The sequence below is a fragment of the Sulfurospirillum sp. 1307 genome (genome assembly GCF_054408545.1).
Window position 1 is genome coordinate 1,384,248 of sequence record NZ_CP176011.1, and the last position, 20,812, is coordinate 1,405,059.

The following is a 20,812-nucleotide window of genomic DNA, read 5'->3' on the forward strand; positions in this document are numbered from 1 at the left end:
CTTTTATTAAGATATTTTTGATACTTTAGTAAAAGACTAAAAAGAGGTTAAAACATATGAGTTTACACGACCAAGAAGCGTTTTTACGCTCAATTCATCCTTTTGATTTACTAACACAAAGAGAACTAACAAGAGCTGTTAATTCTTCAGATATTGCATACTATGAAAAAGACACTCTTTTAATATCTCCTAAAAAGCCTGCTGAATATTTATACATAATTGTAAAAGGAGAAGTAGGAGAATATCACGATGATGAATTGGTAAAAGTTTATCATAACTCAAATATATTTGATGCTGACTCATTGATTTATGATAAAACTGAAGATAGTTTTGTCGTTTTAGAAGAATTAATTTGTTTTGAAATGAAAAAAGCTGATTTTAAAAAATTAATAGAATCTAATACAAGTTTTAAAGACTATTTTGTAAAAGATTTAGCAAATAAAATTCAATCTGCAAAACAAAAAGAGTATTCATCTCAACTTTCTGGTTTTATGATAGCTAGAGTTAGTGATTCATATTTACACGAGCCTTGTATAGTTGAAGAAAACACTCCTATCATGGATGCTCTAAAAGATATGGAGTCAAAAAAATCAAATTGTATCTTAGTTAAAAAAGATAATGAGCTAGGAATTGTAACAGATAGTATACTAAGAAGACATATATTGTTTAATGATTATGATAAGTTTGGCCCAATAGGACCAATTGCACTAACTCCTATCATATCTATTGATTATGATGATTTTTTATTTAATGCTCTTTTATCATTTACTAAAAACTCTATCAAAAGAATAGTAGTAAAAAAAGATAATGAAGTTGTTGGAATACTAGAGCAACTAGACTTACTAAGTTATTTTGCAAATCATTCATATTTAGTTGCTGTTCAAATTAAAAAAGCAAAAAGCATAGAAGAGTTAAAAACTGCAAGTAGTGATTTTATAAATATAATCAAAAAGCTTCATGCAAAAGGAACAAAAGTAGAATATATTGCAAAACTGATTAGTGAGCTAAATGAGAAAATATATGAAAAACTATATTATATGCTCGTACCTAATGAACTAGCACAAAAAGCTTGTCTTATCGTAATGGGTAGCGAAGGTAGAAAAGAGCAAATGCTAAAAACAGATCAAGATAATGCTTTAATAATTTCAGATGATGCAAATGAAGAAGACTATAAAGAATATATGGAAAAATTCACTGAAATATTAATCGACTTTGGTTTTCCTAGATGCCCTGGTAATATCATGGTTTGTAATCCATATTGGAGAAAACACAAGAAAGAGTATAAAGTAGAAGTAGATAAATGGATAGAAGCTCCAACTGGAGATGATTACATGAACTTAGCAATATTCTTTGATTCAATCCCAGTTGCAGGAGATCATAAGTTGTTATATGATGTAAAGGATATGATAAGATCATCAGTAAAAGATAGAAGTGTTTTTATGGCAAATTTTGCAAAAGCTACTCTTTTATTTGATACACCAATTGGAATGTTTACAAACCTAAAAGCAAAAGATAACAAAATAGATATGAAAAAAGGTGGAATTTTCCCAATAGTTCAAGGTATTAGAAGCTTATCTTTAGAAAATAATATCTTTGAAACCAATACAAATAGTCGCATTAGAGAATTAAAAAGACTAAAAATTTTAGAAGAAAGCTTTGCTGGAGCTATTGAAGAAGCATTTGATACACTTTTGAGCTTAAGATTGCATGATAGATTACTTCATGTTGATAAAGAAGGTGAACAAAATCAGACAAATATGATAGATATCAAAAATTTAAATCAGCTTGAGCTTGAATTACTCAAAGACAGTTTCAAGATAGTAAATAAATTTAAAAGTTTTATATCACATCACTTTAAAATAAATATGGTGCAATAATGCTAAAAAAAGTTTATAATCATTTCAATAGAAAAAAACTAAAAGATGAAAAATATTCATTTTTATTTGATAGTATTGCACCTGATGATGAAGTTGTAGTTTATGATACTGAAACAACTGGATTAAATCCTAAAAAAGATGAAATATTATCTATTGGTGCAGTTAAAATCAAAGGCAATAAAATACTTACATCAGAAAAATTTGAAACATTTGTCCAGCCTTCAAAACCTATAAGTAAAGAGAGTATAAAAATACATCAAATAAGAAACATTGACTTACAAAATGGTATGACACCAAATGAAGCTATTGATAAATTTTTACATTTTATAGGCTCTAGACCACTTGTTGGATATTATTTAGAATTTGATGTGAAAATGATAAATAAATACTTAAAACCTTATCTTGGAATAAAACTTCCAAATAAACAAATTGAAGTTTCAGGGATTTACCACGATAAAAAAATAAAACTAATTCCAGATGGAACAATTGATTTGAGATTTGATAGTATTATGAATGATTTAGGATTACCAATTTTTGGAAAGCATGATGCTCTTAGCGATGCTATTATGACAGCTATGATGTACATAAAATTAAAAAATATTAAACACCTTTAAGAAAGTGTATAGTAACAATTTGGTCCATAACCATTTTTTGTAAAAAATTTATTTTCTGGTACAATATCGGCATGGCCTAAATATAATCTTCCATCATTTTTTATAATTTTTGAAAATTGCTCCATAGTTTTGACTCTAAACTCTTCATCAAAATAAATCAGCATATTTCTAGAAAAAATCAAATCAAATTTTCCTAAATTAAAAAATGAATGGTCAAATATATTAGTAACAAAAAAGTCAACTGATGAAAACAAATCTTTTTTTATTTTAAATTTATCATTTTCTTTTGTAAAATACTTATACTTTAAATTATCACTTAATTTATGTAAAGAGCGTTCAGTATAAATTCCAATTTTTGCTTTTTCAATAGCTTGAGAGTTTATATCGATTCCTATAACTCTAAATTTAATCCTATTTCCTAGTTGCTCATTTAATAACATAGATATAGTATAAACTTCTTCTCCTGACGCACAAGGAGCACATACAATTTCAACATCTCTATTTAAACTTTTTATAAAATCAATTGCAACTTGAAGCTGTTTTTCTTCTCTATAAAAGTATGTTTCATTAACAGTTAGTAGATTTATAACTTCTTGTTTTAATTCAATATTGTATTTTATTTCATCATATAATTTTTTAAAACTATAAATTTCTTTTTCTTCACAAAAAAGCTTCAATCTTGTTTCTATAATACTTTTTTTAGCAAAAAGGTCTACTCCTGTTTCTCTTTTGATTAAATGAAAAACATCATTAAGACCATAAGTACTAAATTCTTCTTTTTCTAACTTTTGAATGCTATCAGATTCTACTTTTTTCTTTTTCCTAAAAAAAAACATTATATATACCTATCTAAAGTAAACTGTTTTATTTTCTCTATTATCTTTTCAAGACTCATTACATGTATATCTTTGTTTATCTCAGCTGCAACCTTTGGCATACCATATACTATCGCACTTTCTTCACTCTCTGCAATACAAGTTGAACCTAATTTTTGAAGGTCAGATAATCCATATGCACCATCAGATCCAATTCCTGTAAGCAAAATTGCAAGAATATCAAATTCATTTACAAAATTCTTAACTGAATTAAAAAGATTTTCAATACTTGGATTATAGTTAGAATTAGATATATCCATAGCTTTTAAAAACAAATTATCGTGTTCTTTGATTATTTCACAATGCTTTGCACAAATATATATATAGTTGTCTTCTAATTTATGCTTTTTATTTGCTAATATTACTTTATGGTTTAATTCTTCATTAAATTGTCTAGCAAAACTCTCAATAAAAACTTGATTCATATGTTGTGCAACTATGATTGGGACACCAAAATCACCATTTAATGCAGAAAATATCTTTTTTAAATGACCAGGACCTCCAGTAGAAGCCCCAATCAAAATCAACTTTTTTTTCATTTTTATGTTCTAAATTCTCCTAACTTATTGTTAAGTGATTCAGTCATTTTGTTCATATGCTCTGCTGCACTTGCAATTTCTTCAACACTTCTTGCATTTTGAGTTGAGAGTTCATTGATTTGAGAGATATTTTCTATGATATCCTCAATATCTTTACCTGTTTTTATATAATTTTCCACGGAGCCTTCTGCCATGTTAGTTGCACTTCCCATAACATTAGATAAGAGATTGATTTTTTCTTCTACACTAACTGCAGTTTGGCTAAGCTCTTCAACTTTTTTAGAATTTCTTGTCATCTGATCACTTGAATCCATAATAGATTGAACGATTACATTAATTGTCGCATTTATTTCAACTAAAGACTTTTGTGTTCTCTCTGCCAGTTTTCTAACTTCATCTGCAACAACAGCAAATCCTCGTCCATTTTCACCAGCACGCGCAGCTTCAATAGCTGCATTTAGAGCAAGAAGGTTTGTTTGGTCTGCAATATCACCTATAACTAAAAGTACATCTTTAACCTGCTCAGTATCACTACTAAGTTGTTGAATCTTCCCAGCTAATTCTATCTCTGTAACTGCACTTTGTTTAATATCTTCAGTAAGATTTAATATAGCCTGGTTTGCTTCATTTAAAACACTGTTTGCTTTTTCCAAATCATCTTTTGTAACTTTTGCTTCTTCTATGCTTCCTACCATCTCCTCTTTTAAAGTAGCAGCATGCTCTGTAGTTGAGTTTACAACCTCTGTTGATTCTTCTAAAAGCTTACCAACCTCTAGCGAAGTAGTTGAGAGTTCATGTGATATTGAAGAATTTTCATTAGATAGATTTTTTGCTTGAGCAATTAGTTCACGTACTTTTTCTATGAAATTATTAATCTCAACACTAGCTTGAGCTATCTCATCATTTCCAGTGATTTCTAGTTTTCTAGTCAAATCACCATCACCACTAGATAGATTTCTTGTTCTTTCAATCAAACTTTTAAGAGGATTTGTAATGTTTCTTTTAACCAAATAAATATTTATAAGTAAGTTTAAAACGATTAGTATAACTGCTAATAAAACAAAAAACCAAATATGATTTAAAATTTCCTTATTTATTTCTTTTTCCGTCATTTGTAAATCATTTTCAATATTATCTACATATACACCAGTTCCTATCATCCAATTATATGGTTCAAAACCTATAGCATAACTATACTTCAGCTTTGGTTCTCCTCCAGCTTTTTTAGGCCACATATACTCTAAAAATGATCCACCTTTTTTAGCACCATCAACAAGCTCTTTTACGATATAATCCATTACTATCTTTTAAACCTATTAGGTTTTTTCCTTCCAGTTGGGGTTTTAATGGGTGCAGTACATTTGTACCTTCGTAGTTATAGATAAAAACATATCCACTATTGTCATCAAAAAACCTTACATTTCTGATTGTATCTTTGATGGTTTGTTTTATCTCTTTATCACTTTTACCCTCTTTTTTTAAGCTATTATAAGCACCTTGTATTATCCCTTGAATAATTCTCATTTCATTTTTTAATTCGCTCTTTTTAGAGTCATATAACTCTAATCTAAGTTTTGCAATTAAAGTATCTCTTTCATCAAGCATATTGCTATATGCCAACCCAATAAGAGCACCTCCAAGTACAAAAAGAGAAATTATCAATGAAACCATAACTCTAGTAGATATATTCATACCCTATCCTTTAATCCATAATACAAATATTCTAACATAAAGTTCTTTATTTTTATTTTATTTATGAAAAAACTCTATTTTTACCTTCTTTTTTTGCCTTGTATAAAGCATCATCTGCTCGTTTTATTAGTTTTTCTATTGAATCATTTTCACTGTACTCACTTACTCCAAAACTAGCTGTTAAAGTTTTTATCCCAAAATCATATTTTTCAATTTCTTCTCTAATTTTTTCAGCTAATGCAAGAGCACCTTGTAAGTTTGTATCAGGACAAATGATTAAAAACTCTTCTCCTCCCCATCTTCCAAGTATATCGCTTTTTCTTTTGTTTAATTCAGCAATACTTGAAATCTTCTTTAAAACATCATCTCCTACTTGGTGGCCATAATTATCATTGACCTTTTTAAAATCATCTATATCAAACATAATAACACTAAAAACTCTTTCATATCTGTCATAAACATTTTTTTTGTGCATTAACATCTCATCTAATTTAAGTCTATTATAAATCCCTGTTAATTTATCAGTAACTGAGAGTTTTTCTAACTGAGAGTTATGTTTTTTTAACTCATATTGTCTATATAAGATAAATAAAACAATAAATGCAAAGATATATAAAACCTCTTTTGGAATACCCTTTTTAGTTTGTTGATAATTCACTGAAATCCATTTATTAATTATCTCTTGGTGTTTTTCTCTACTAATTGATGAGATGACTTTATCTAAAATATGAAGTAAATGTATATCATCATTCCTTACTCCCATGCCCAAATCCCAAGATTCATCAAACTTACCAACTATTTTTAAACTTCCTACATAATCTTTTTGAATTCTCCATCCAACTGTTGCTAAAGTTCCAATAAATCCAAACAATTCGCCTTTTTCAACTTTCTCTAGACCTTCAGATATATTTTCTACATCAACCAAGTGCATATTTGGGTATCTAACCCTAAGTATCTCTCCATAAGCATACCCTCTTACAATACCAATTTTTCTATCTTTGAGCGCACTTACATCATCATAGAAAAGTTTGTCATTTGTAGTAACTAAAACAAGAGGTATATGTAGATATGGCTTTGTAAAATTCATATACTCTCTTCTCTCAGGAGTACTCATAGCTAGCGAAAAAATATCACACTTTCTTTTTTTTGCAAATTCAATACTTTCTATCCATGATTTTGTTTGAACTAATTTTACTTTTAAATTTGTAGTTTTAGCTACTATTTTCATATAATCACTACTAATTCCTACATGTAGACCATTTTCATTTGCTTCTAATGGCATCCAATCAGGGTCAATACAAACTTTGATCTCTTTTTTATTTTTGATATATTGTTTTTCTTCTTCTGAAAGTTTTAAAACTTTTTTTTCTAAACTACTCTTTTCTAACCATCTTGTTTTAATATCTAAAAGCTCATCATCACTTACGCTTTTCATAGCTTTATTTATAATGTCTTTTAAAATAGTATTTTCTTTTTGTATCATAAAATACAAAGATTGGTCTTTATATAAATCTACTTTAGATACAAATTTCAGGTTTGATAACATATCTTGCTTGATTATGTAATTTGCAGTAAAATAATCACAAATAATAGCATCAGCAACGCCAAATGCCACTGCTTCTAAAGCTTCTATTTTATTGGAAAACTCTTTGAAAACAACATCTTTTAAATTTTTTTTGATATAGTAATAAGGAATACTATCTTTTACTACTGCTAGTTTTTTACCCTTTAAATCATTTATACTTTTTATTTTATCTTGATTTGCAGTTATCAAAGAAAATTTTAATTGCACATATGCATCACTAAAAACTGCAAATTTCTCTCTATATTTTAACTTCATTGCAGAATTGAGTAAATCAATATTGCCATTTTTAAATTCATTTTCCAAATAATCAAAACTGCCACTAACAAACTCTATTTTGATTCCAAGTTTATCGGCAATTAGTTTTATAAAATCAACAGAGTAGCCTTTTGCAAGACCATTTTCACTAAAATCATATGGATACAAATCTAGCTCATTAGAAACTTTTAATATCTTATGCGAAGACAAAAAGTCTTGTTCCTCTTGTGTTAGATTTAACTGGGAACTATAAGAAGATACACTAAAAAATAGTAACAATATAAGTGTAACTATATTTTTCATATTATATTCACCTTTTATTGATACTATACTAGCATATTTTTTAAATAATTTTTCTTAAACTAAAAATTTTATTAAGGATACCTTTAAAATAATTTTAAACCAAATTGAGCTAAAACTATCATCAAAACGAGGCTTACAGGATAAACAGCAGCGTAAGCGATACTTGGATACTCTGTTTTTGTTGTATTATTTACCATACTCAAAGTTGGAGTTGAAACCATTGCACCTGAGAGAAGCCCTAAAATATTTAAAAAATTCATTTTCAAAAAGACTCGACATATTATGCTTAAAATCAGTATTGGAATAACTAAACCAATAACTGCTATATAAACTGGTGTAAATCCATTTTGAGCAATTGATTCTACCAAGTATTTTCCAGCATTTGTTCCAATTGTAGCCATAAAAATAAGTTGTCCCAAAGTTTTCATCATGCTTGTTGAATGAGGTGAAAGTTGCCATACGATTGAGCCAATTCTACCCATACGCCCTAAAATAATAGCTACAAGTAAAATACCACCTACAAAACTAAGTTTTATACTTCCAATTCCTGGAAAACCAAAAGGAATACTTCCTAAGAGTATGCCAAATACAATTCCTAAAGATATAGGTAAAAAATCAGCTGCTGGATATTTCATCAAGTCATCACCAACTATCTTTGTAACCCTCTCTCCATACTCTTCAGGAGCTACAACATAAAGCTTATCGCCAAGTCTTAGAGTTAAACTTGGATCAGGTGTTATATCGATACCTGAACGCCTTACTTTTGTTATCACTGCTCTTAATGCTTTTAATTGTGTAAGTTCAGCTATCTTTTTCCCTACAATCTCTTTTGAAGCTACTAATAATCTGTAAACTTTCATATCATCATGAAACTCTATGCTCTCTTTAACCTCTTCTCCTAAAATGAGTTCTAATTTTTTAAGTTGATTTATAGTCCCACTAGCCCTTACAATATCTCCAACATGTAAAACTGGATTTTCTTCCAAATTTTTTTCATCATCACAATACAGCTCAATCCTCTCGATGATTGCTCCAGTCATATCTTCAATCTGAGATTTTTTAATAGCACTATTTTTAAAATTTTCATTTAAAATCTTATAATTTTTTGTATAAACATCAGGGTATTTAGAGCGCTGCTCTTTTTCATATGATTCTATCTCTTTATCAAGGTTTACTCTAAAAATAATTGGTAATAATCTTACAAAAAGAACAGTAAGAACTATACAAAAAGGATAGACCAAACCAAAAACAACCGAAATCATTGGATCGTCTTTCACTTCCAAAGCTGAAGCAAGTGCAGGAACACTTGTAAGCGAGCCAGTAAATATACCTTCAATTGTTCCAACTGGCAATTTCATATAAAGACCAATTGCAAAAATCGTTACAAATATCAAACAAACTAAAGCAATTGCTAATATATTTAATCTTACACCATCTTTTTTGATAGTTTCAAAAAAACCCGGACCAGATTGTAAACCAACAGCATAGATAAATATAGCTAAACCAAAAAATTTAAATTGATCAGATATTACCATGCCATAATGTCCTGCTATTAGAGCAACTATAAGCATAGCTGTAATATCCAAAGAAAAGCCTCTTATTTTTACATTACCAAGAATATAACCAACAGAGATGATTGAAAAAAGATAAAAAATTTCACTATGAATCATGATTAAACCAAAAAATTAATATTTGCGAATTATACTACAATTTTTCTACATGTAGATATATAAATATGATTTTAGTATAATAAACTTTAAATTAATATGGGTAAAAATATGATAAAACTAAAAATATTGCTTATATTGTTACTATCTACACTTTCTTTTGCATCTCATGTTGATACAATTGAAGATACAAAATACACTGATATTTTATCTCATAGTGAAATTTACATTGATAAAACTCAAAGGCTAACAATTGATGATATTTTAAAAAAAGACATTACATTCAAAAAAAACTCTAAAAAGCTTTTAGGATTTGGCTACTCTACAAAGTTTAATGTTTGGGTACGCTTTAGCATCACTAATAATTCAAATAAAGCTATGCACAAGATTTTAGAATTTAACAATGCTCTAACCAATGTCATAGAGTTTTACTCTCCTAAAAACAATTATAAACCTCAAATAGAAGGCTTTTTACATGTAAATAAAAATAGAAATTCAACTTCTCCAATTTTTCACATAAATCTAGAGCCAAATGAAAAACAAACTTTTTATATAAAAACAAATTCAAAATTTACTACTTTAATCATTAAGCTCAAGCTTTGGGATAAAGATGAGTTTTACAAAAAAGAATTAAAACATCAAATTATTTTGGGATTGTTTTTTGGGGCGATGAGTATACTAGCTTTGTATAATATATTTATATTTTTCTTTTCAAAAGATATTAACTACTTATATTATGTTTTTTATGTTGTTACTATACTCTTTCATCATGTAATGTATGTTGGTATAGGAGGAATTTATCTGTTCAACCAAACAATAACAAGTTTTCTTATGCAAAATGCTGCCATTTTATTTTCTACGCCGATATTGGCATTATCATTATTTGTAAAAAGTTTTTTAAGAATAAAAGACTACTATCCAAAAATCAATAAGCTACTAAATATTGCCATAACCATAACCTTTATATCTGTCTTGTTTTTTACATTTACTGATGATTATGATAGATATAAAAACATTCTTCCAACTTCACTGTTAGGTTTTATCTATATTATAACAATATATGCTTTAATCAAAAAAAACAAACAATCATATTACATATTTTTTGGATTAACAGCCATCGCTTTTGCAATACTATTTATAGTTTTATCAAGCATGGGAATTTTTAATATCTATAAATACAATCCATACTATGTTGAAATTTCTTTGGTTTTTGAGGCTAGTTTATTTTCTATTGCATTAGCTCACAAGATAAAACAATTACAGCATGAAACTGAAATTGCTCATAAAGAGCTTATAAACCAAAAAGTTACTGAAAGTGCCAGACTAGAAGAAAAAGTAATCAAAAAAACTAAAGATTTGCAAAAAGCACTCGATGAAAAACAGTTACTTTTAAAAGAACTTCATCATAGAGTTAAAAACAATATGCAAACAATTATCTCTCTTATAAGACTACAAAAAGATAAATTACCAAATAATTTAGAGATATCAAATGTTTTAGTTACAATCCAAAATAGAGTTAGTGCCATGGGCCACTTACATGAACTTTTATACAAGCAAGACAGTGTTTCAGAAATTGATGCTAAGAGCTACTTTGAACTAGTATTAAGTGATATAAAGAATAGCTACAATGATGATGTAAAGCTAGAAGTAAATATTGAAACTAAACTAAAAATAGAACAAGCAATACATTGTGGATTAATACTAAATGAGCTGGTAACTAACTCTTACAAATACGCTTTTAATAAAAATCAAAAAGATAAAAAAATCAAAGTAGAATTATATCTAAATGAACTAAATCAATATGTTTTTTCAATACAAGATAATGGAATTGGATTTGATATAAACTCTGCTTCAAAATCAACTCTAGGTTTAATCCTAGTTAATGCTTTATCAAAAAAACAACTAAAAGGAAATATCAATTTAGATTTTGAAAATGGAACAAAAGTAACTATAAAATGGCTAAATAGTTAAACTTTTATCATGTTTCAAAGATTTTAGCTCATATCTATCTTTAAGATTTACACCTGAAAATTTTAACCTAAAAGATTCGTAAAATAAATACAGAAATTTACCTACAGCTAAATCATAACTAAGACCTTCTTCTCTTATATTAGATATACAGTTTCTATTTGAATCATTTAAACCAATTTTAGGCTCATAAGTATAGTACAATCCCATACTATCAGGAGAACTCAATCCTGGTCTCTCTCCTATTAGTATCATTGAAGATTTTGTATTTAGTATTTCACCTATTTCATCTGCTATAGCTACTCTTGCTTGTTTAACTAAACATATTGGAGCAATATTTATAGAATTATCTATTTTTTCAAATAAAACTTTTAAAAATTTACTTATATTTTTTTCTATTGCAAAAGATGAAAGCCCATCTGCAACAACAATTACTAAATCAAAATTTTTTTTGTTGTTTTTTAACAACTCTTTAGAATCTTCATCCAAACTCCTACCTAAATCTGGTCTTTGAAGATAAGTTTCACGATTTTTTGCTTGTGAATGTAATTCTAAGAAATCACAAAATCCAATTTTCTTTAAATCAGATTTTACTTTTTTAAAATCTATTGGTTCATGCACAGCATCCATTGCTCTTGCATGAGCTAGCTGAAAATCAAGTAATTCTTTTGTAGGGATACTAACTCCACTTCTACCAAGTGCAATTCTAGCTGATGTGAATTTTTTAAGTGCATCCCAAGGGTTTTTAACTAACATGACTTATCTTCTTTAATATTTGGTAATGAATTTAAAAAACTTTTTGGCATTGTATCATTTAGGATAAATTTTTTTGAATCTTTAAAAATATCCATTTTTAAAAGCCATTTTTCAAACTCAGGCGCTGGTCTTAAACCAAGTACTTTTCTTAAATACAAAGCATCATGAAAAGATGTACTTTGATAATTTAACATAATGTCATCAGAACCAGGAATCCCCATAATAAAATTACATCCGGCAACACCTAAAAGTGTTAAAAGATTGTCCATGTCATTTTGATCAGCTTTAGCATGATTTGTATAGCATATATCACACCCCATAGGCAAACCTAATAATTTTCCACAAAAGTGATCCTCTAAACCAGCTCTTATAATCTCTTTTCCGTCATATAAATACTCTGGGCCAATAAATCCTACAACTGTATTAACAAGTAATGGGTCAAATTTTTTAGCAACAGCGTATGATCTAACTTCACAAGTTTGTTGATCTAATCCAAAATTTGCATTTGCTGAGAGTGCACTTCCCTGCCCTGTTTCAAAATACATCACATTATTTCCAACACTGCCTCTTTTTAAAGACATAGCTGCCTCTTTTGCTTCTTGCAATATACTAAGATTTACTCCAAAACTTTCATTTGTTTTTTGAGTTCCTCCGATAGATTGAAAAACCAAATCAACTGGAGCATTTTTATTTATTGCTTCTATTGTATTGGTTACATGTGTTAATACGCAAGATTGTGTTGGTATCTCATATTTATTTATAACTTCATCTAACATATATAAAAGTTTAATACTCTGCTCAATACTATCAGTAGCAGGATTTATACCAATAACCGCATCTCCATTAGCATACAATAAACCATCAATAATGCTAGAAGCAACACCCAATGAATCATCTGTAGGATGATTAGGCTGTAATCTAGTAGAAATATGTCCTTTTAAACCGATTGTATTTCTAAATGAAGTTACAACTGAAAGTTTTTTTGCAACTAAAATCAAATCTTGATTTCTCATTATTTTGCTTACAGCTGCAACCATTTCAGCAGTTAGTCCATCTCTTATTTTTTCTATGTCTTGAGTAGTTGTACTATCATCCAAAAGCCAATCTCTTAAATCACCAACACACATGTGTGATATAAAACTAAATGCCTCTTTATCATGCTCATCGATAATTAACCTTGTTATTTCATCATCCTCATAAGGTATTAAAAATTCTTCTAAAAAAGTTTTTAAAGGAGTTTGTGATAAAAGAATTTGAGCTATGACTCTTTGCTCTGAAGAAGTAGCACAAATTCCTGCTAAACTATCTCCTGATCTATGTGGCGTAGCTTTTGCCATCAAGTCTGCTAGATTATTAAACTGATAAGTTTTATTTCCTAATATATATTTATATAAGCCCATTTCATTAACTTTTAATTTCTTTCATACCTAAAATTAACAAAATCCAAGATATTATAAATCCACTTCCACCAATTGGGGTAATTGCCCCAAGCCACTTTATTCCTGTAATAGCCAAAATATATAAGCTTCCAGAAAAGATAAAAATACTAGCAAACATTATGTATCCAGCTAATTTTATTTTATTATTTTCTTTTACATGTAAAATAAGAGCAATAGCTAGAAGACCTAAAGAGTGGTAAAACTGGTACTCAACTCCTGTATGAAAAATTGCTTTTGAGTAAACATCTAAACTAGATTTTAAAGCATGTGCACCAAAAGCCCCGATGGCTACACCAAGAGCCATCATAAAAGCTCCTAGTTGCATAAACTTATTCATAAGTATCCTTAGTATTTGTATTATTAAAAAAACTATAACAAAAATATACTTTATTTTTTTAATTAAAACATATAAAAGTAAAGCATCATAAAGAAATAGCATGTTATACTCTAAAAAACTAAAAAGGGCAAGTACTTTATGAAAAGAAGATACAAATTTATATCATGGAATGTCAATGGAATTAGAGCTGTTGATAAAAAAGAAGCTTTAAAATGGGTAGATGAAGAAGATATTGACCTCTTAGCAATTCAAGAAACAAAATCTATGAAAAATCAAATTCCAAACACTATATTTGAAAAAGAGTATAAAAATATAATTGCAAGTGAATCAGCTATAAAAGGTAGAAGCGGAACTGCTTTATTTACTGATATTGAGCCAATTTTTACATGTAATTGTCCTAGTGTAGATGTGCTTGATGAAGGAAGGATTAATGAAATTCATTTTGAGTTACATGACAAAAAAATTGCTTTTTTCAATGTATATTTTCCTAATGGACAAAGCAAACAAGAAAGACTTGATTACAAAATAGAATTTTATGATAGATTCTTAGAGCATTGCCAAAAGCTAAAAAGTGAAGGAAAATCAATCATCATATGCGGAGATGTAAATACAGCCCATAAAGAAATTGATATTGCCAGACCTAAAGCCAATGAAAAAACTTCTGGATTTCTACCGATGGAAAGAGATTGGATAACTAAATTTTTGAACCATGGCTATATCGATACATTTAGATTAGTAAATGGAGATATCAAAGATAAATACTCTTGGTGGAGTTATAGAGCAAATGCAAGAGCAAATAATGTTGGATGGAGGATTGATTACTTTTATGTAAGCGAAGACTTGAAAGATTTTGTAAAAGATGCTTATATATTAGATCATATCATGGGAAGTGATCACTGTCCAATAGCACTAGAAATGGAATTTACATAAATTAATGATTTTTTATGCTATAAAATTTTTATATTAAAAAAGGTATAATACGCCAAAACTATGTAAAAAGAGGATTTATTTTATGGGAAGAGCGTTTGAATATAGAAAAGCTGCTAAATTAAAAAGATGGGGAAATATGTCAAGAATATTTCCAAGACTTGGAAAAAGTATCACTGTTGCTGCTAAAGAGGGGGGACCTGATCCAGATTTAAATCCAAAATTAAGAACAGCTATTTTAAATGCAAAAGCTGAAAATATGCCAAAAGACAATATTGAAGCAGCAATCAAAAGAGCAACTTCAAAAGATACAGCTGATATGAAAGAAGTTAACTATGAGGGTAAAGGACCTCATGGAGCACTTATTTTTGTTGAATGTCTAACAGATAATACAACAAGAACCGTTGCAAATATAAAAAGCCACTTCAAAAAAGGTGGTGGAGAGATGCTTAACAATGGCTCTTTAGAATTTATGTTTTCAAGAAAAGCTGTTTTTGAATTTGAAAAAACAGATGATATGGACTTAGAAGAGCTTGAACTTGAACTAATTGATGCTGGTCTTGAAGAGATAGAAGAAGAAGATGGAACAGTACTAGTAACCGCAGATTATACAGACTTTGGTAGTCTAAACCACGCATTTGAAGAAATGGGGATTGAACTTAAAACTGCTACATTAAAAAGATTTGCAAACACTCCAATAGAGCTAAATGAAGAACAGCTTGAAGAAGTAGGCAAGTTGATTGAAAGAATAGAAGATGATGATGATGTTCAAGCAGTTTATACTAATTTTAATTGATTAAAAAGGGTAGGGCTTTGATATTTACAAAGCCCTGATTTTTTACTCTACTTCAGCGTCTATAACATCGTCGTCTTTTTTAGCTTCTTTAGCACCACCAGCATTTTGTGGTTCATCTTTTTTATACATTGCTTCAGCAAGTTTATGACTAGCTTCTGTTAAAGCTTTTACTTTTTCATCAATTTGCTCTTTAGAAGCACTCTCGTCTTTTAGAGTTTCTTTTAAAGCATTTAATGCACTTTCAATTTTTTCTTTTTCACTAGCATCAATTTTATCTCCAATCTCACCTAGAGATTTTTCTGTTTGATGAGCTAATGCATCAGCTTGATTTCTAGCATCTACCGCTTCTTTTCTTTTTTTATCTTCTTCTTTATGAAGCTCTGCATCTTTTACCATTTTTTCGATTTCAGACTCATCAAGTCCACTTGAACCAGTGATTTTAATCTCTTGAGCTTTTCCTGTTGCTTTATCAGTTGCACTAACAGTTAAGATACCATTTGCATCAATATCAAATGCTACTTCGATTTGAGGTACACCTCTTGGCGCAGGAGCGATATTTTCTAAATTGAATTGACCTAGAGATTTGTTATCTCTTGCAAACTCACGCTCACCTTGAAGCACATGAATTGTAACTGCTGGTTGGTTATCTTCTGCTGTTGAGAAAGTTTGAGTTTTCTTAACAGGAATTGTTGTACCTTTCTCAATTAATTTTGTCATAACTCCACCTAGAGTTTCAATTCCAAGACTTAAAGGTGTAACATCTAGTAAAAGAACATCTTTTACATCACCTTTTATAACCGCACCTTGGATAGCCGCACCAATAGCAACTACTTCATCAGGGTTTACTGATTTATTAAGGTCTTTACCAAAGAATGCTTTTACTTTTTCTTGAACAAGCGGTACACGAGTAGAACCACCAACCATTACAACTTCTTTGATTTCACTCTTACTTAAATCACTATCTTTAACAACTTCTTCAATTTTTCTGATAGTCTCATCAACTAAATCTTCAATCATAGACTCAAACTTAGCTCTTGTTAATTTTTTCACTAAGTGTTTTGGTCCACTAGCATCAGCTGTAATAAATGGCAAGTTAACTTCAGTCTCAGTCGCAGCTGAAAGTTCTTTTTTAGCATTTTCTGCTGCTTCTTTTAATCTTTGAAGAGCCATTACATCATTTTTAAGATCGATTCCATTTTCTGCTTTAAATTCACTTGCTAACCAGTCAATCAATCTGTTATCAAAGTCATCACCACCTAAAAATGCATTACCACCAGTTGCTAAAACTTCAACAACACTATCACCAGTTTCTAAGACTGTAACATCAAATGTACCACCACCTAAATCGTAAACAACGATTTTTTCAGCTTCTTTTTTGTCTAAACCATAAGAAAGTGCTGCTGCTGTTGGCTCATTGATAATTCTTAATACATTCAATCCAGCAATTACACCTGCTTCTTTTGTAGCTTTTCTTTGGCTATCATTGAAATAAGCTGGAACTGTAATAACTGCGTCAGTTACCTCTTCTCCTAAGAAACTTTCTGCATCTTCTTTTAGTTTCATCAAAATTTTTGCACTAATTTCTTGAGGAGTATAAACTTTTCCTTCAATCTCAATAGCACAAGCGCCATTTCTATCAACTACTTTATAAGGTAGCCTTTTTTTAGCTTCTTCTGCTTTTTCTTCATCACTCATTAAACCCATAATTCTTTTGATAGAATATACTGTTTTCTTTGGATTTGTAATCGCTTGACGCTTAGCAGTTTCACCTACTAAAACTTCATCTTTATCAGTAAAAGCTACAATTGAAGGTGTTGTATTTCTTCCTTCTTTATTTGGTATAACTTTACTATCTCCTCTTTCATATATCGCTACACAAGAGTTTGTTGTTCCTAAATCTATTCCTATTACTTTTCCCATTTTTATCTCCTTTGGTTTTATTTTATTGTCTTCTTTCAAAGGAACAAAGTACCTTTGAAATTCATCTCACTAAAGCACAACCTTGCGGTCGTATTTCCTTTTAATGTTCTTAAACGATGAGTAAAACTCATCCAAGAACCAACTAAAGCACAACCTTATAGTTGTACCTTTTATATTTTCTATTTAACTATACTAACCATTGCTGGTCTTAAAACTCTGTCTTTAATCTTGTATCCTTTTTGGAATACTTGAAGAATTTCGCCAGAGTTTTTATTTTCACTTTCCACTTGCATTACTGCTTCATGGATGTTTGGATCAAATTCACCGCTTATATCGATAAGTTCGATTCCATGTTTTTCAAAAGCTTTTTTAAATTGTTCAACTGTTAAATCAATTCCCTCTTTAATTTTTTCAAAAAGTTCTTCTGGTTTAACATCATCACTCTCTTTGATAGCTGAAGCACTATCAAGAGCATCAATAATTGCTAGCATGTCTCTAGCAAATAGTTCATTTGCATAAGCAACCGCATTGGCTTTTTCTTTTTCAAGCCTTTTTCTCATGTTTTCAAACTCTGCATTTGCTCTTAGATATTTATCTTCAAGCTCAGCTACCTTTGCTTTTAAAACTTCTACTTCATCTTCTTTGGTAACCTCTTCTTCGATACCTACCTCCTCATCAGTCAAAGTTTCTTCTTGAGTTTCATTTTCCTCATTTTTAACTTCTACTTCTTCTTTTACTTTTTCTTTCTCACTCATACATAACTCCTTTATTACTTTAGAAGTTTTTCAAAAAACTTTTAAAATTACTATCAATAGTACCAAAACAAAAAATTTCAGCATCTTCTTCTTCAATCAATGCTGGCTGTTTTAGTGCTAAGCATCCTGATGGAACAAAACCATCAAAATATACACCATCTTTCAATCCTAGTGTAAACTCACTATCTAGTAAATAATTTAAAAATTTTTCATCACTTACTTCTTTTGCTATCTCATACAATTTTGCTTCACCAGCTTTTAATAAATCTGATGAATTAATCAAAGAAACTAACTTATCATGCAACTCATATAAACCAACTTGTGATGATATGTTTTTCAAGTCTCTAATCTCACAACCTATTAAGTTGTTTAAAAATCTTTCAACTTTATCGCTATACTTCAATACTACTTCATGCTCTTCAAAAGAAAGTATTAAGTACCTTTTATTTACATTTATTACCTCTTTAAGATAATCTTTTATGTTTTTTTGAGCTACACAATAAAGCTCATACTCTTCTAAAGAAGTTTCAATTGTTTCAACACTGTCAATTTTAAGAACACTAGAAGTATCTAGTCTGTTTTGCCAATACTCTATAAGTGCTTTTTGAGTTGGAACTCTACCACTACTTACATGTAGTTGAGCCAACGCTCCTTCTTCTGAGAGTCTTTTAAGATATATTCTTATAGTAGAAGGAGAGATAGAAATATTCATTCTCATTTGAAGTTCAACTGAACCAATCGGCTCTTTATGATTTAAATATTCTTCTATAATCGCTTCTAAGATTATATCTCTTTTATTCATCTAGCACTCTTTGTATTTAATTGCTGATGAAATTATACAACATTGAGTGCATCTTTGTCAAGTATAAACTTGAGTCAAATTGACTAAAGTTTTTTTAGTTAGATATAAATAGCCTTATTTAGGGGGTTTAGTTTGATTTATTTTTGTAAATTTTTTGCAGAGGAATATTGTGTTGTATTAAAATTATGCTTGTTTAGTGTGTATTTTTTGTGTTTTTATTAGAGATTTAAAGAGTCTTTGCATATCTTTTCTTGAATTTTTAAGTCGCGTTAAAAAATTTCTTTTTTCATGGATTGTTAAAAACAACTCATCTAATGCTTTTCTCTCAGCTTTACTTAGTGTGCCCATTACTTCTCCTGTTCAAAACCACGCCTGATTCTTCTTACTACATGTAAGACATCTTCATCGTCTAGTTCTGTTAGCATTTTAAAAATAGCAATTGCAGATTGTGGTTGAGAATTTCCTAACTTCCAATCTTGATATGTTCTCATAGAAACATTTAGTCTTTCTGCCATTTCACGCTGACTTATTTTTTTACCAAGAAATTTTGACTCAACTGCATTGTGCAAGAGATTAAATATATCTTTTGTTTTCATAGCAGTCATTTTAGCCAATATTGTTTTAACTGTACCTAAATACTTGCAAAACATTTTAAATTATACCAAAAAAAAATCATTTTACTACTAAAATAAACATTTTTTTTATTTTTTTATACAGTTTATTACAGATTTACAACATAATTAAAATATAATATACGAATTTTCGTGTAATTTTTTTATCTTAAAATTTTAATGTGTATGTAATTGGAAAGGTTTAATAGTAGGTGGGGATGAGACTCCATAAGGAGCCTCGCTGGATTATTTTATTCTAATAGAAAGTTTTTTTGCTATTTCGTTATATTTTGCGAAATCTTTTTTCTTTAGATATTTCATCAAGCTTTTTCTTTGACTAACAAGTTTCAATAGACCTAGTCTTGAAGAGTGATCTTTCTTATTAATCTTTAAGTGCTCAGTTAACTCAACAATTCTGTGTGTTAATAAAGCAATCTGTACTGCAGGTGAACCAGTGTCATTTTCACTAGCACCAAACTCTCTAACAATTTCTTGTTTTTTCGCCGAATCCAAAGCCATAATAGACCTCCTTGATTGGTATAATCTCCCAAAAAATGGGGAGAGGTATTATACCTAAAAAAACAAAAAAATTCTTTAAAGCAAATATTTAATATCTAAATATGTAACATAAAGTAAATACAAGTTTTTATTTAGTACAATTTTACTCTTATTTAAAGGATTGTTTATGCTAATTACAAAAGCGAGTGAATACGCACTTTTATCATTGATTATGATTTCACAAAAAGATACCCCACAAGATGTTGATACTCTTTCAACAGGGCTTGGTATTTCAAAAAGTTTTTTAGCTAAAATTTTACAATCTCTAGCAAAAGAAGGAATACTAAAATCTTACAAAGGTGCACATGGTGGATTTATGCTAGCTAAAGATCCAAGTGAATTTTCCATCAAACAGATAATTACATGTGCCGAAAAAAAACCCATTATGGTTTTAGAATGTACATCAGAATTTGGAACTTGTCCAAGTAATAAAGCAGATTTTTGTAAAATTTTGCCATTTTTAAATAAACTTCAATCTAAAATTGATGATTTTTTAGATAATATGTCACTTAAAGATATCATTAGCTAAAAAAAGG

The 20,812-nt window shown here is 29.2% G+C and carries 20 protein-coding genes and 1 pseudogene; 6 read left to right on the plus strand and 15 right to left on the minus strand.

The annotated features are described in order from the left end of the window. The first annotated feature begins 56 nt into the window (after nucleotides 1-56). A complete protein-coding gene (locus ACKGJI_RS07025; protein WP_458699577.1) occupies nucleotides 57-1,877 on the plus strand; it encodes a DUF294 nucleotidyltransferase-like domain-containing protein in 1,821 nt (606 codons plus the stop codon). Next, the gene (locus tag ACKGJI_RS07030) at nucleotides 1,877-2,491 is read left to right on the plus strand and encodes a 3'-5' exonuclease (RefSeq protein ID WP_458699578.1); all 615 of its coding nucleotides are present in this window, start codon (nucleotides 1,877-1,879) and stop codon (nucleotides 2,489-2,491) included. Before ACKGJI_RS07025 ends, ACKGJI_RS07030 begins: the two co-directional genes overlap by 1 nt. On the opposite strand, the gene ACKGJI_RS07035 is transcribed toward ACKGJI_RS07030, so the two are convergent. The 6 genes and pseudogenes from ACKGJI_RS07035 to ACKGJI_RS07060 form a co-directional block, all read right to left on the minus strand. Continuing rightward, nucleotides 2,488-3,327: a CheR family methyltransferase gene (locus ACKGJI_RS07035; protein ID WP_458699579.1), complete on the minus strand. Its 840-nt coding sequence runs from the start codon at nucleotides 3,325-3,327 to the stop codon at nucleotides 2,488-2,490. The genes ACKGJI_RS07030 and ACKGJI_RS07035 overlap by 4 nt on opposite strands. Beyond that, nucleotides 3,327-3,905, minus strand: coding sequence for a CheB methylesterase domain-containing protein (locus ACKGJI_RS07040; RefSeq protein WP_458699580.1), 579 nt, complete (start codon nucleotides 3,903-3,905; stop codon nucleotides 3,327-3,329). Before ACKGJI_RS07040 ends, ACKGJI_RS07035 begins: the two co-directional genes overlap by 1 nt. A 2-nt stretch (nucleotides 3,906-3,907) precedes the next feature. Further along, nucleotides 3,908-5,065 (minus strand): methyl-accepting chemotaxis protein, encoded by a 1,158-nt coding sequence (locus tag ACKGJI_RS07045; RefSeq protein WP_458701714.1) that lies wholly within the window; start codon nucleotides 5,063-5,065, stop codon nucleotides 3,908-3,910. Between the two features lie 15 nt (nucleotides 5,066-5,080). After that, nucleotides 5,081-5,597, minus strand: a pseudogene (locus tag ACKGJI_RS07050) (cache domain-containing protein); the annotation flags it as partial. A 61-nt stretch (nucleotides 5,598-5,658) separates the two neighbouring features. Further along, nucleotides 5,659-7,740 (minus strand): transporter substrate-binding domain-containing diguanylate cyclase, encoded by a 2,082-nt coding sequence (locus ACKGJI_RS07055; RefSeq protein WP_458699581.1) that lies wholly within the window; start codon nucleotides 7,738-7,740, stop codon nucleotides 5,659-5,661. Nucleotides 7,741-7,823: 83 nt separating this feature from the next. Next, nucleotides 7,824-9,410 (minus strand): aspartate:alanine exchanger family transporter, encoded by a 1,587-nt coding sequence (locus tag ACKGJI_RS07060; RefSeq protein ID WP_458699582.1) that lies wholly within the window; start codon nucleotides 9,408-9,410, stop codon nucleotides 7,824-7,826. A 108-nt stretch (nucleotides 9,411-9,518) separates the two neighbouring features. Here ACKGJI_RS07060 and ACKGJI_RS07065 point away from each other — a divergent pair, with 108 nt between their 5' ends. Then, the gene (locus tag ACKGJI_RS07065; protein ID WP_458699583.1) at nucleotides 9,519-11,378 is read left to right on the plus strand and encodes a 7TM diverse intracellular signaling domain-containing protein; all 1,860 of its coding nucleotides are present in this window, start codon (nucleotides 9,519-9,521) and stop codon (nucleotides 11,376-11,378) included. Here the strand turns inward: ACKGJI_RS07065 and eutC are convergent. Genes eutC through ACKGJI_RS07080 form a run of 3 tightly spaced genes read right to left on the minus strand, consistent with a single transcriptional unit; the run spans nucleotide 11,367 to nucleotide 13,907 of the window. Further along, nucleotides 11,367-12,131 (minus strand): ethanolamine ammonia-lyase subunit EutC, encoded by a 765-nt coding sequence (gene eutC, locus ACKGJI_RS07070; RefSeq protein ID WP_458699584.1) that lies wholly within the window; start codon nucleotides 12,129-12,131, stop codon nucleotides 11,367-11,369. The two genes, ACKGJI_RS07065 and eutC, sit on opposite strands and share 12 nt — an antisense overlap. Next, a complete protein-coding gene (locus ACKGJI_RS07075; RefSeq protein ID WP_458699585.1) occupies nucleotides 12,125-13,531 on the minus strand; it encodes an ethanolamine ammonia-lyase subunit EutB in 1,407 nt (468 codons plus the stop codon). Before ACKGJI_RS07075 ends, eutC begins: the two co-directional genes overlap by 7 nt. A 4-nt stretch (nucleotides 13,532-13,535) precedes the next feature. Continuing rightward, nucleotides 13,536-13,907, minus strand: coding sequence for a DUF423 domain-containing protein (locus tag ACKGJI_RS07080; RefSeq protein WP_458699586.1), 372 nt, complete (start codon nucleotides 13,905-13,907; stop codon nucleotides 13,536-13,538). 138 nt (nucleotides 13,908-14,045) lie between these two features. Here ACKGJI_RS07080 and ACKGJI_RS07085 point away from each other — a divergent pair, with 138 nt between their 5' ends. Beyond that, nucleotides 14,046-14,837, plus strand: coding sequence for an exodeoxyribonuclease III (locus ACKGJI_RS07085; protein ID WP_458699587.1), 792 nt, complete (start codon nucleotides 14,046-14,048; stop codon nucleotides 14,835-14,837). A gap of 82 nt (nucleotides 14,838-14,919) precedes the next feature. After that, nucleotides 14,920-15,630: a YebC/PmpR family DNA-binding transcriptional regulator gene (locus ACKGJI_RS07090; RefSeq protein ID WP_458699588.1), complete on the plus strand. Its 711-nt coding sequence runs from the start codon at nucleotides 14,920-14,922 to the stop codon at nucleotides 15,628-15,630. Between the two features lie 42 nt (nucleotides 15,631-15,672). Here the strand turns inward: ACKGJI_RS07090 and dnaK are convergent, their stop codons facing one another. The 6 genes from dnaK to rpsO form a co-directional block, all read right to left on the minus strand. After that, nucleotides 15,673-17,550 (minus strand): molecular chaperone DnaK, encoded by a 1,878-nt coding sequence (gene dnaK / locus ACKGJI_RS07095; RefSeq protein WP_458699589.1) that lies wholly within the window; start codon nucleotides 17,548-17,550, stop codon nucleotides 15,673-15,675. A 179-nt stretch (nucleotides 17,551-17,729) separates the two neighbouring features. Further along, nucleotides 17,730-18,305 (minus strand): nucleotide exchange factor GrpE, encoded by a 576-nt coding sequence (gene grpE / locus ACKGJI_RS07100; RefSeq protein WP_458699590.1) that lies wholly within the window; start codon nucleotides 18,303-18,305, stop codon nucleotides 17,730-17,732. 19 nt (nucleotides 18,306-18,324) lie between these two features. Beyond that, a complete protein-coding gene (locus ACKGJI_RS07105; RefSeq protein WP_458699591.1) occupies nucleotides 18,325-19,107 on the minus strand; it encodes an HrcA family transcriptional regulator in 783 nt (260 codons plus the stop codon). Nucleotides 19,108-19,290: 183 nt separating this feature from the next. After that, nucleotides 19,291-19,455 (minus strand): hypothetical protein, encoded by a 165-nt coding sequence (locus ACKGJI_RS07110; protein ID WP_458699592.1) that lies wholly within the window; start codon nucleotides 19,453-19,455, stop codon nucleotides 19,291-19,293. Continuing rightward, nucleotides 19,455-19,757 carry a helix-turn-helix domain-containing protein gene (locus ACKGJI_RS07115; RefSeq protein WP_458699593.1) on the minus strand — a complete coding sequence of 101 codons (303 nt, stop codon included), beginning with the start codon at nucleotides 19,755-19,757 and terminating at the stop codon, nucleotides 19,455-19,457. Before ACKGJI_RS07115 ends, ACKGJI_RS07110 begins: the two co-directional genes overlap by 1 nt. A 207-nt stretch (nucleotides 19,758-19,964) precedes the next feature. Further along, nucleotides 19,965-20,237, minus strand: a complete 273-nt coding sequence (gene rpsO / locus ACKGJI_RS07120; RefSeq protein ID WP_458699594.1) for a 30S ribosomal protein S15 — start codon at nucleotides 20,235-20,237, stop codon at nucleotides 19,965-19,967. Between the two features lie 166 nt (nucleotides 20,238-20,403). Between rpsO and ACKGJI_RS07125 the strand changes: the two genes are divergently transcribed. Then, nucleotides 20,404-20,805 (plus strand): Rrf2 family transcriptional regulator, encoded by a 402-nt coding sequence (locus ACKGJI_RS07125; RefSeq protein ID WP_458699595.1) that lies wholly within the window; start codon nucleotides 20,404-20,406, stop codon nucleotides 20,803-20,805. Nucleotides 20,806-20,812 lie beyond the last annotated feature (7 nt).

What these genes read in the sequence shown, in the direction of transcription:
- ACKGJI_RS07025 (WP_458699577.1), top strand. Translation starts at nt 57, where the DNA reads ATGAGTTTACACGACCAAGAAGCGTTTTTACGCTCAATTCATCCTTTT.
- ACKGJI_RS07030 (WP_458699578.1), top strand. Translation starts at nt 1,877, where the DNA reads ATGCTAAAAAAAGTTTATAATCATTTCAATAGAAAAAAACTAAAAGAT.
- ACKGJI_RS07035 (WP_458699579.1), bottom strand. Translation starts at nt 3,327, where the DNA reads ATGTTTTTTTTTAGGAAAAAGAAAAAAGTAGAATCTGATAGCATTCAA.
- ACKGJI_RS07040 (WP_458699580.1), bottom strand. Translation starts at nt 3,905, where the DNA reads ATGAAAAAAAAGTTGATTTTGATTGGGGCTTCTACTGGAGGTCCTGGT.
- ACKGJI_RS07045 (WP_458701714.1), bottom strand. Translation starts at nt 5,065, where the DNA reads ATGATAGGAACTGGTGTATATGTAGATAATATTGAAAATGATTTACAA.
- ACKGJI_RS07055 (WP_458699581.1), bottom strand. Translation starts at nt 7,740, where the DNA reads ATGAAAAATATAGTTACACTTATATTGTTACTATTTTTTAGTGTATCT.
- ACKGJI_RS07060 (WP_458699582.1), bottom strand. Translation starts at nt 9,410, where the DNA reads ATGATTCATAGTGAAATTTTTTATCTTTTTTCAATCATCTCTGTTGGT.
- ACKGJI_RS07065 (WP_458699583.1), top strand. Translation starts at nt 9,519, where the DNA reads ATGATAAAACTAAAAATATTGCTTATATTGTTACTATCTACACTTTCT.
- eutC (WP_458699584.1), bottom strand. Translation starts at nt 12,131, where the DNA reads ATGTTAGTTAAAAACCCTTGGGATGCACTTAAAAAATTCACATCAGCT.
- ACKGJI_RS07075 (WP_458699585.1), bottom strand. Translation starts at nt 13,531, where the DNA reads ATGGGCTTATATAAATATATATTAGGAAATAAAACTTATCAGTTTAAT.
- ACKGJI_RS07080 (WP_458699586.1), bottom strand. Translation starts at nt 13,907, where the DNA reads ATGAATAAGTTTATGCAACTAGGAGCTTTTATGATGGCTCTTGGTGTA.
- ACKGJI_RS07085 (WP_458699587.1), top strand. Translation starts at nt 14,046, where the DNA reads ATGAAAAGAAGATACAAATTTATATCATGGAATGTCAATGGAATTAGA.
- ACKGJI_RS07090 (WP_458699588.1), top strand. Translation starts at nt 14,920, where the DNA reads ATGGGAAGAGCGTTTGAATATAGAAAAGCTGCTAAATTAAAAAGATGG.
- dnaK (WP_458699589.1), bottom strand. Translation starts at nt 17,550, where the DNA reads ATGGGAAAAGTAATAGGAATAGATTTAGGAACAACAAACTCTTGTGTA.
- grpE (WP_458699590.1), bottom strand. Translation starts at nt 18,305, where the DNA reads ATGAGTGAGAAAGAAAAAGTAAAAGAAGAAGTAGAAGTTAAAAATGAG.
- ACKGJI_RS07105 (WP_458699591.1), bottom strand. Translation starts at nt 19,107, where the DNA reads ATGAATAAAAGAGATATAATCTTAGAAGCGATTATAGAAGAATATTTA.
- ACKGJI_RS07110 (WP_458699592.1), bottom strand. Translation starts at nt 19,455, where the DNA reads ATGGGCACACTAAGTAAAGCTGAGAGAAAAGCATTAGATGAGTTGTTT.
- ACKGJI_RS07115 (WP_458699593.1), bottom strand. Translation starts at nt 19,757, where the DNA reads ATGTTTTGCAAGTATTTAGGTACAGTTAAAACAATATTGGCTAAAATG.
- rpsO (WP_458699594.1), bottom strand. Translation starts at nt 20,237, where the DNA reads ATGGCTTTGGATTCGGCGAAAAAACAAGAAATTGTTAGAGAGTTTGGT.
- ACKGJI_RS07125 (WP_458699595.1), top strand. Translation starts at nt 20,404, where the DNA reads ATGCTAATTACAAAAGCGAGTGAATACGCACTTTTATCATTGATTATG.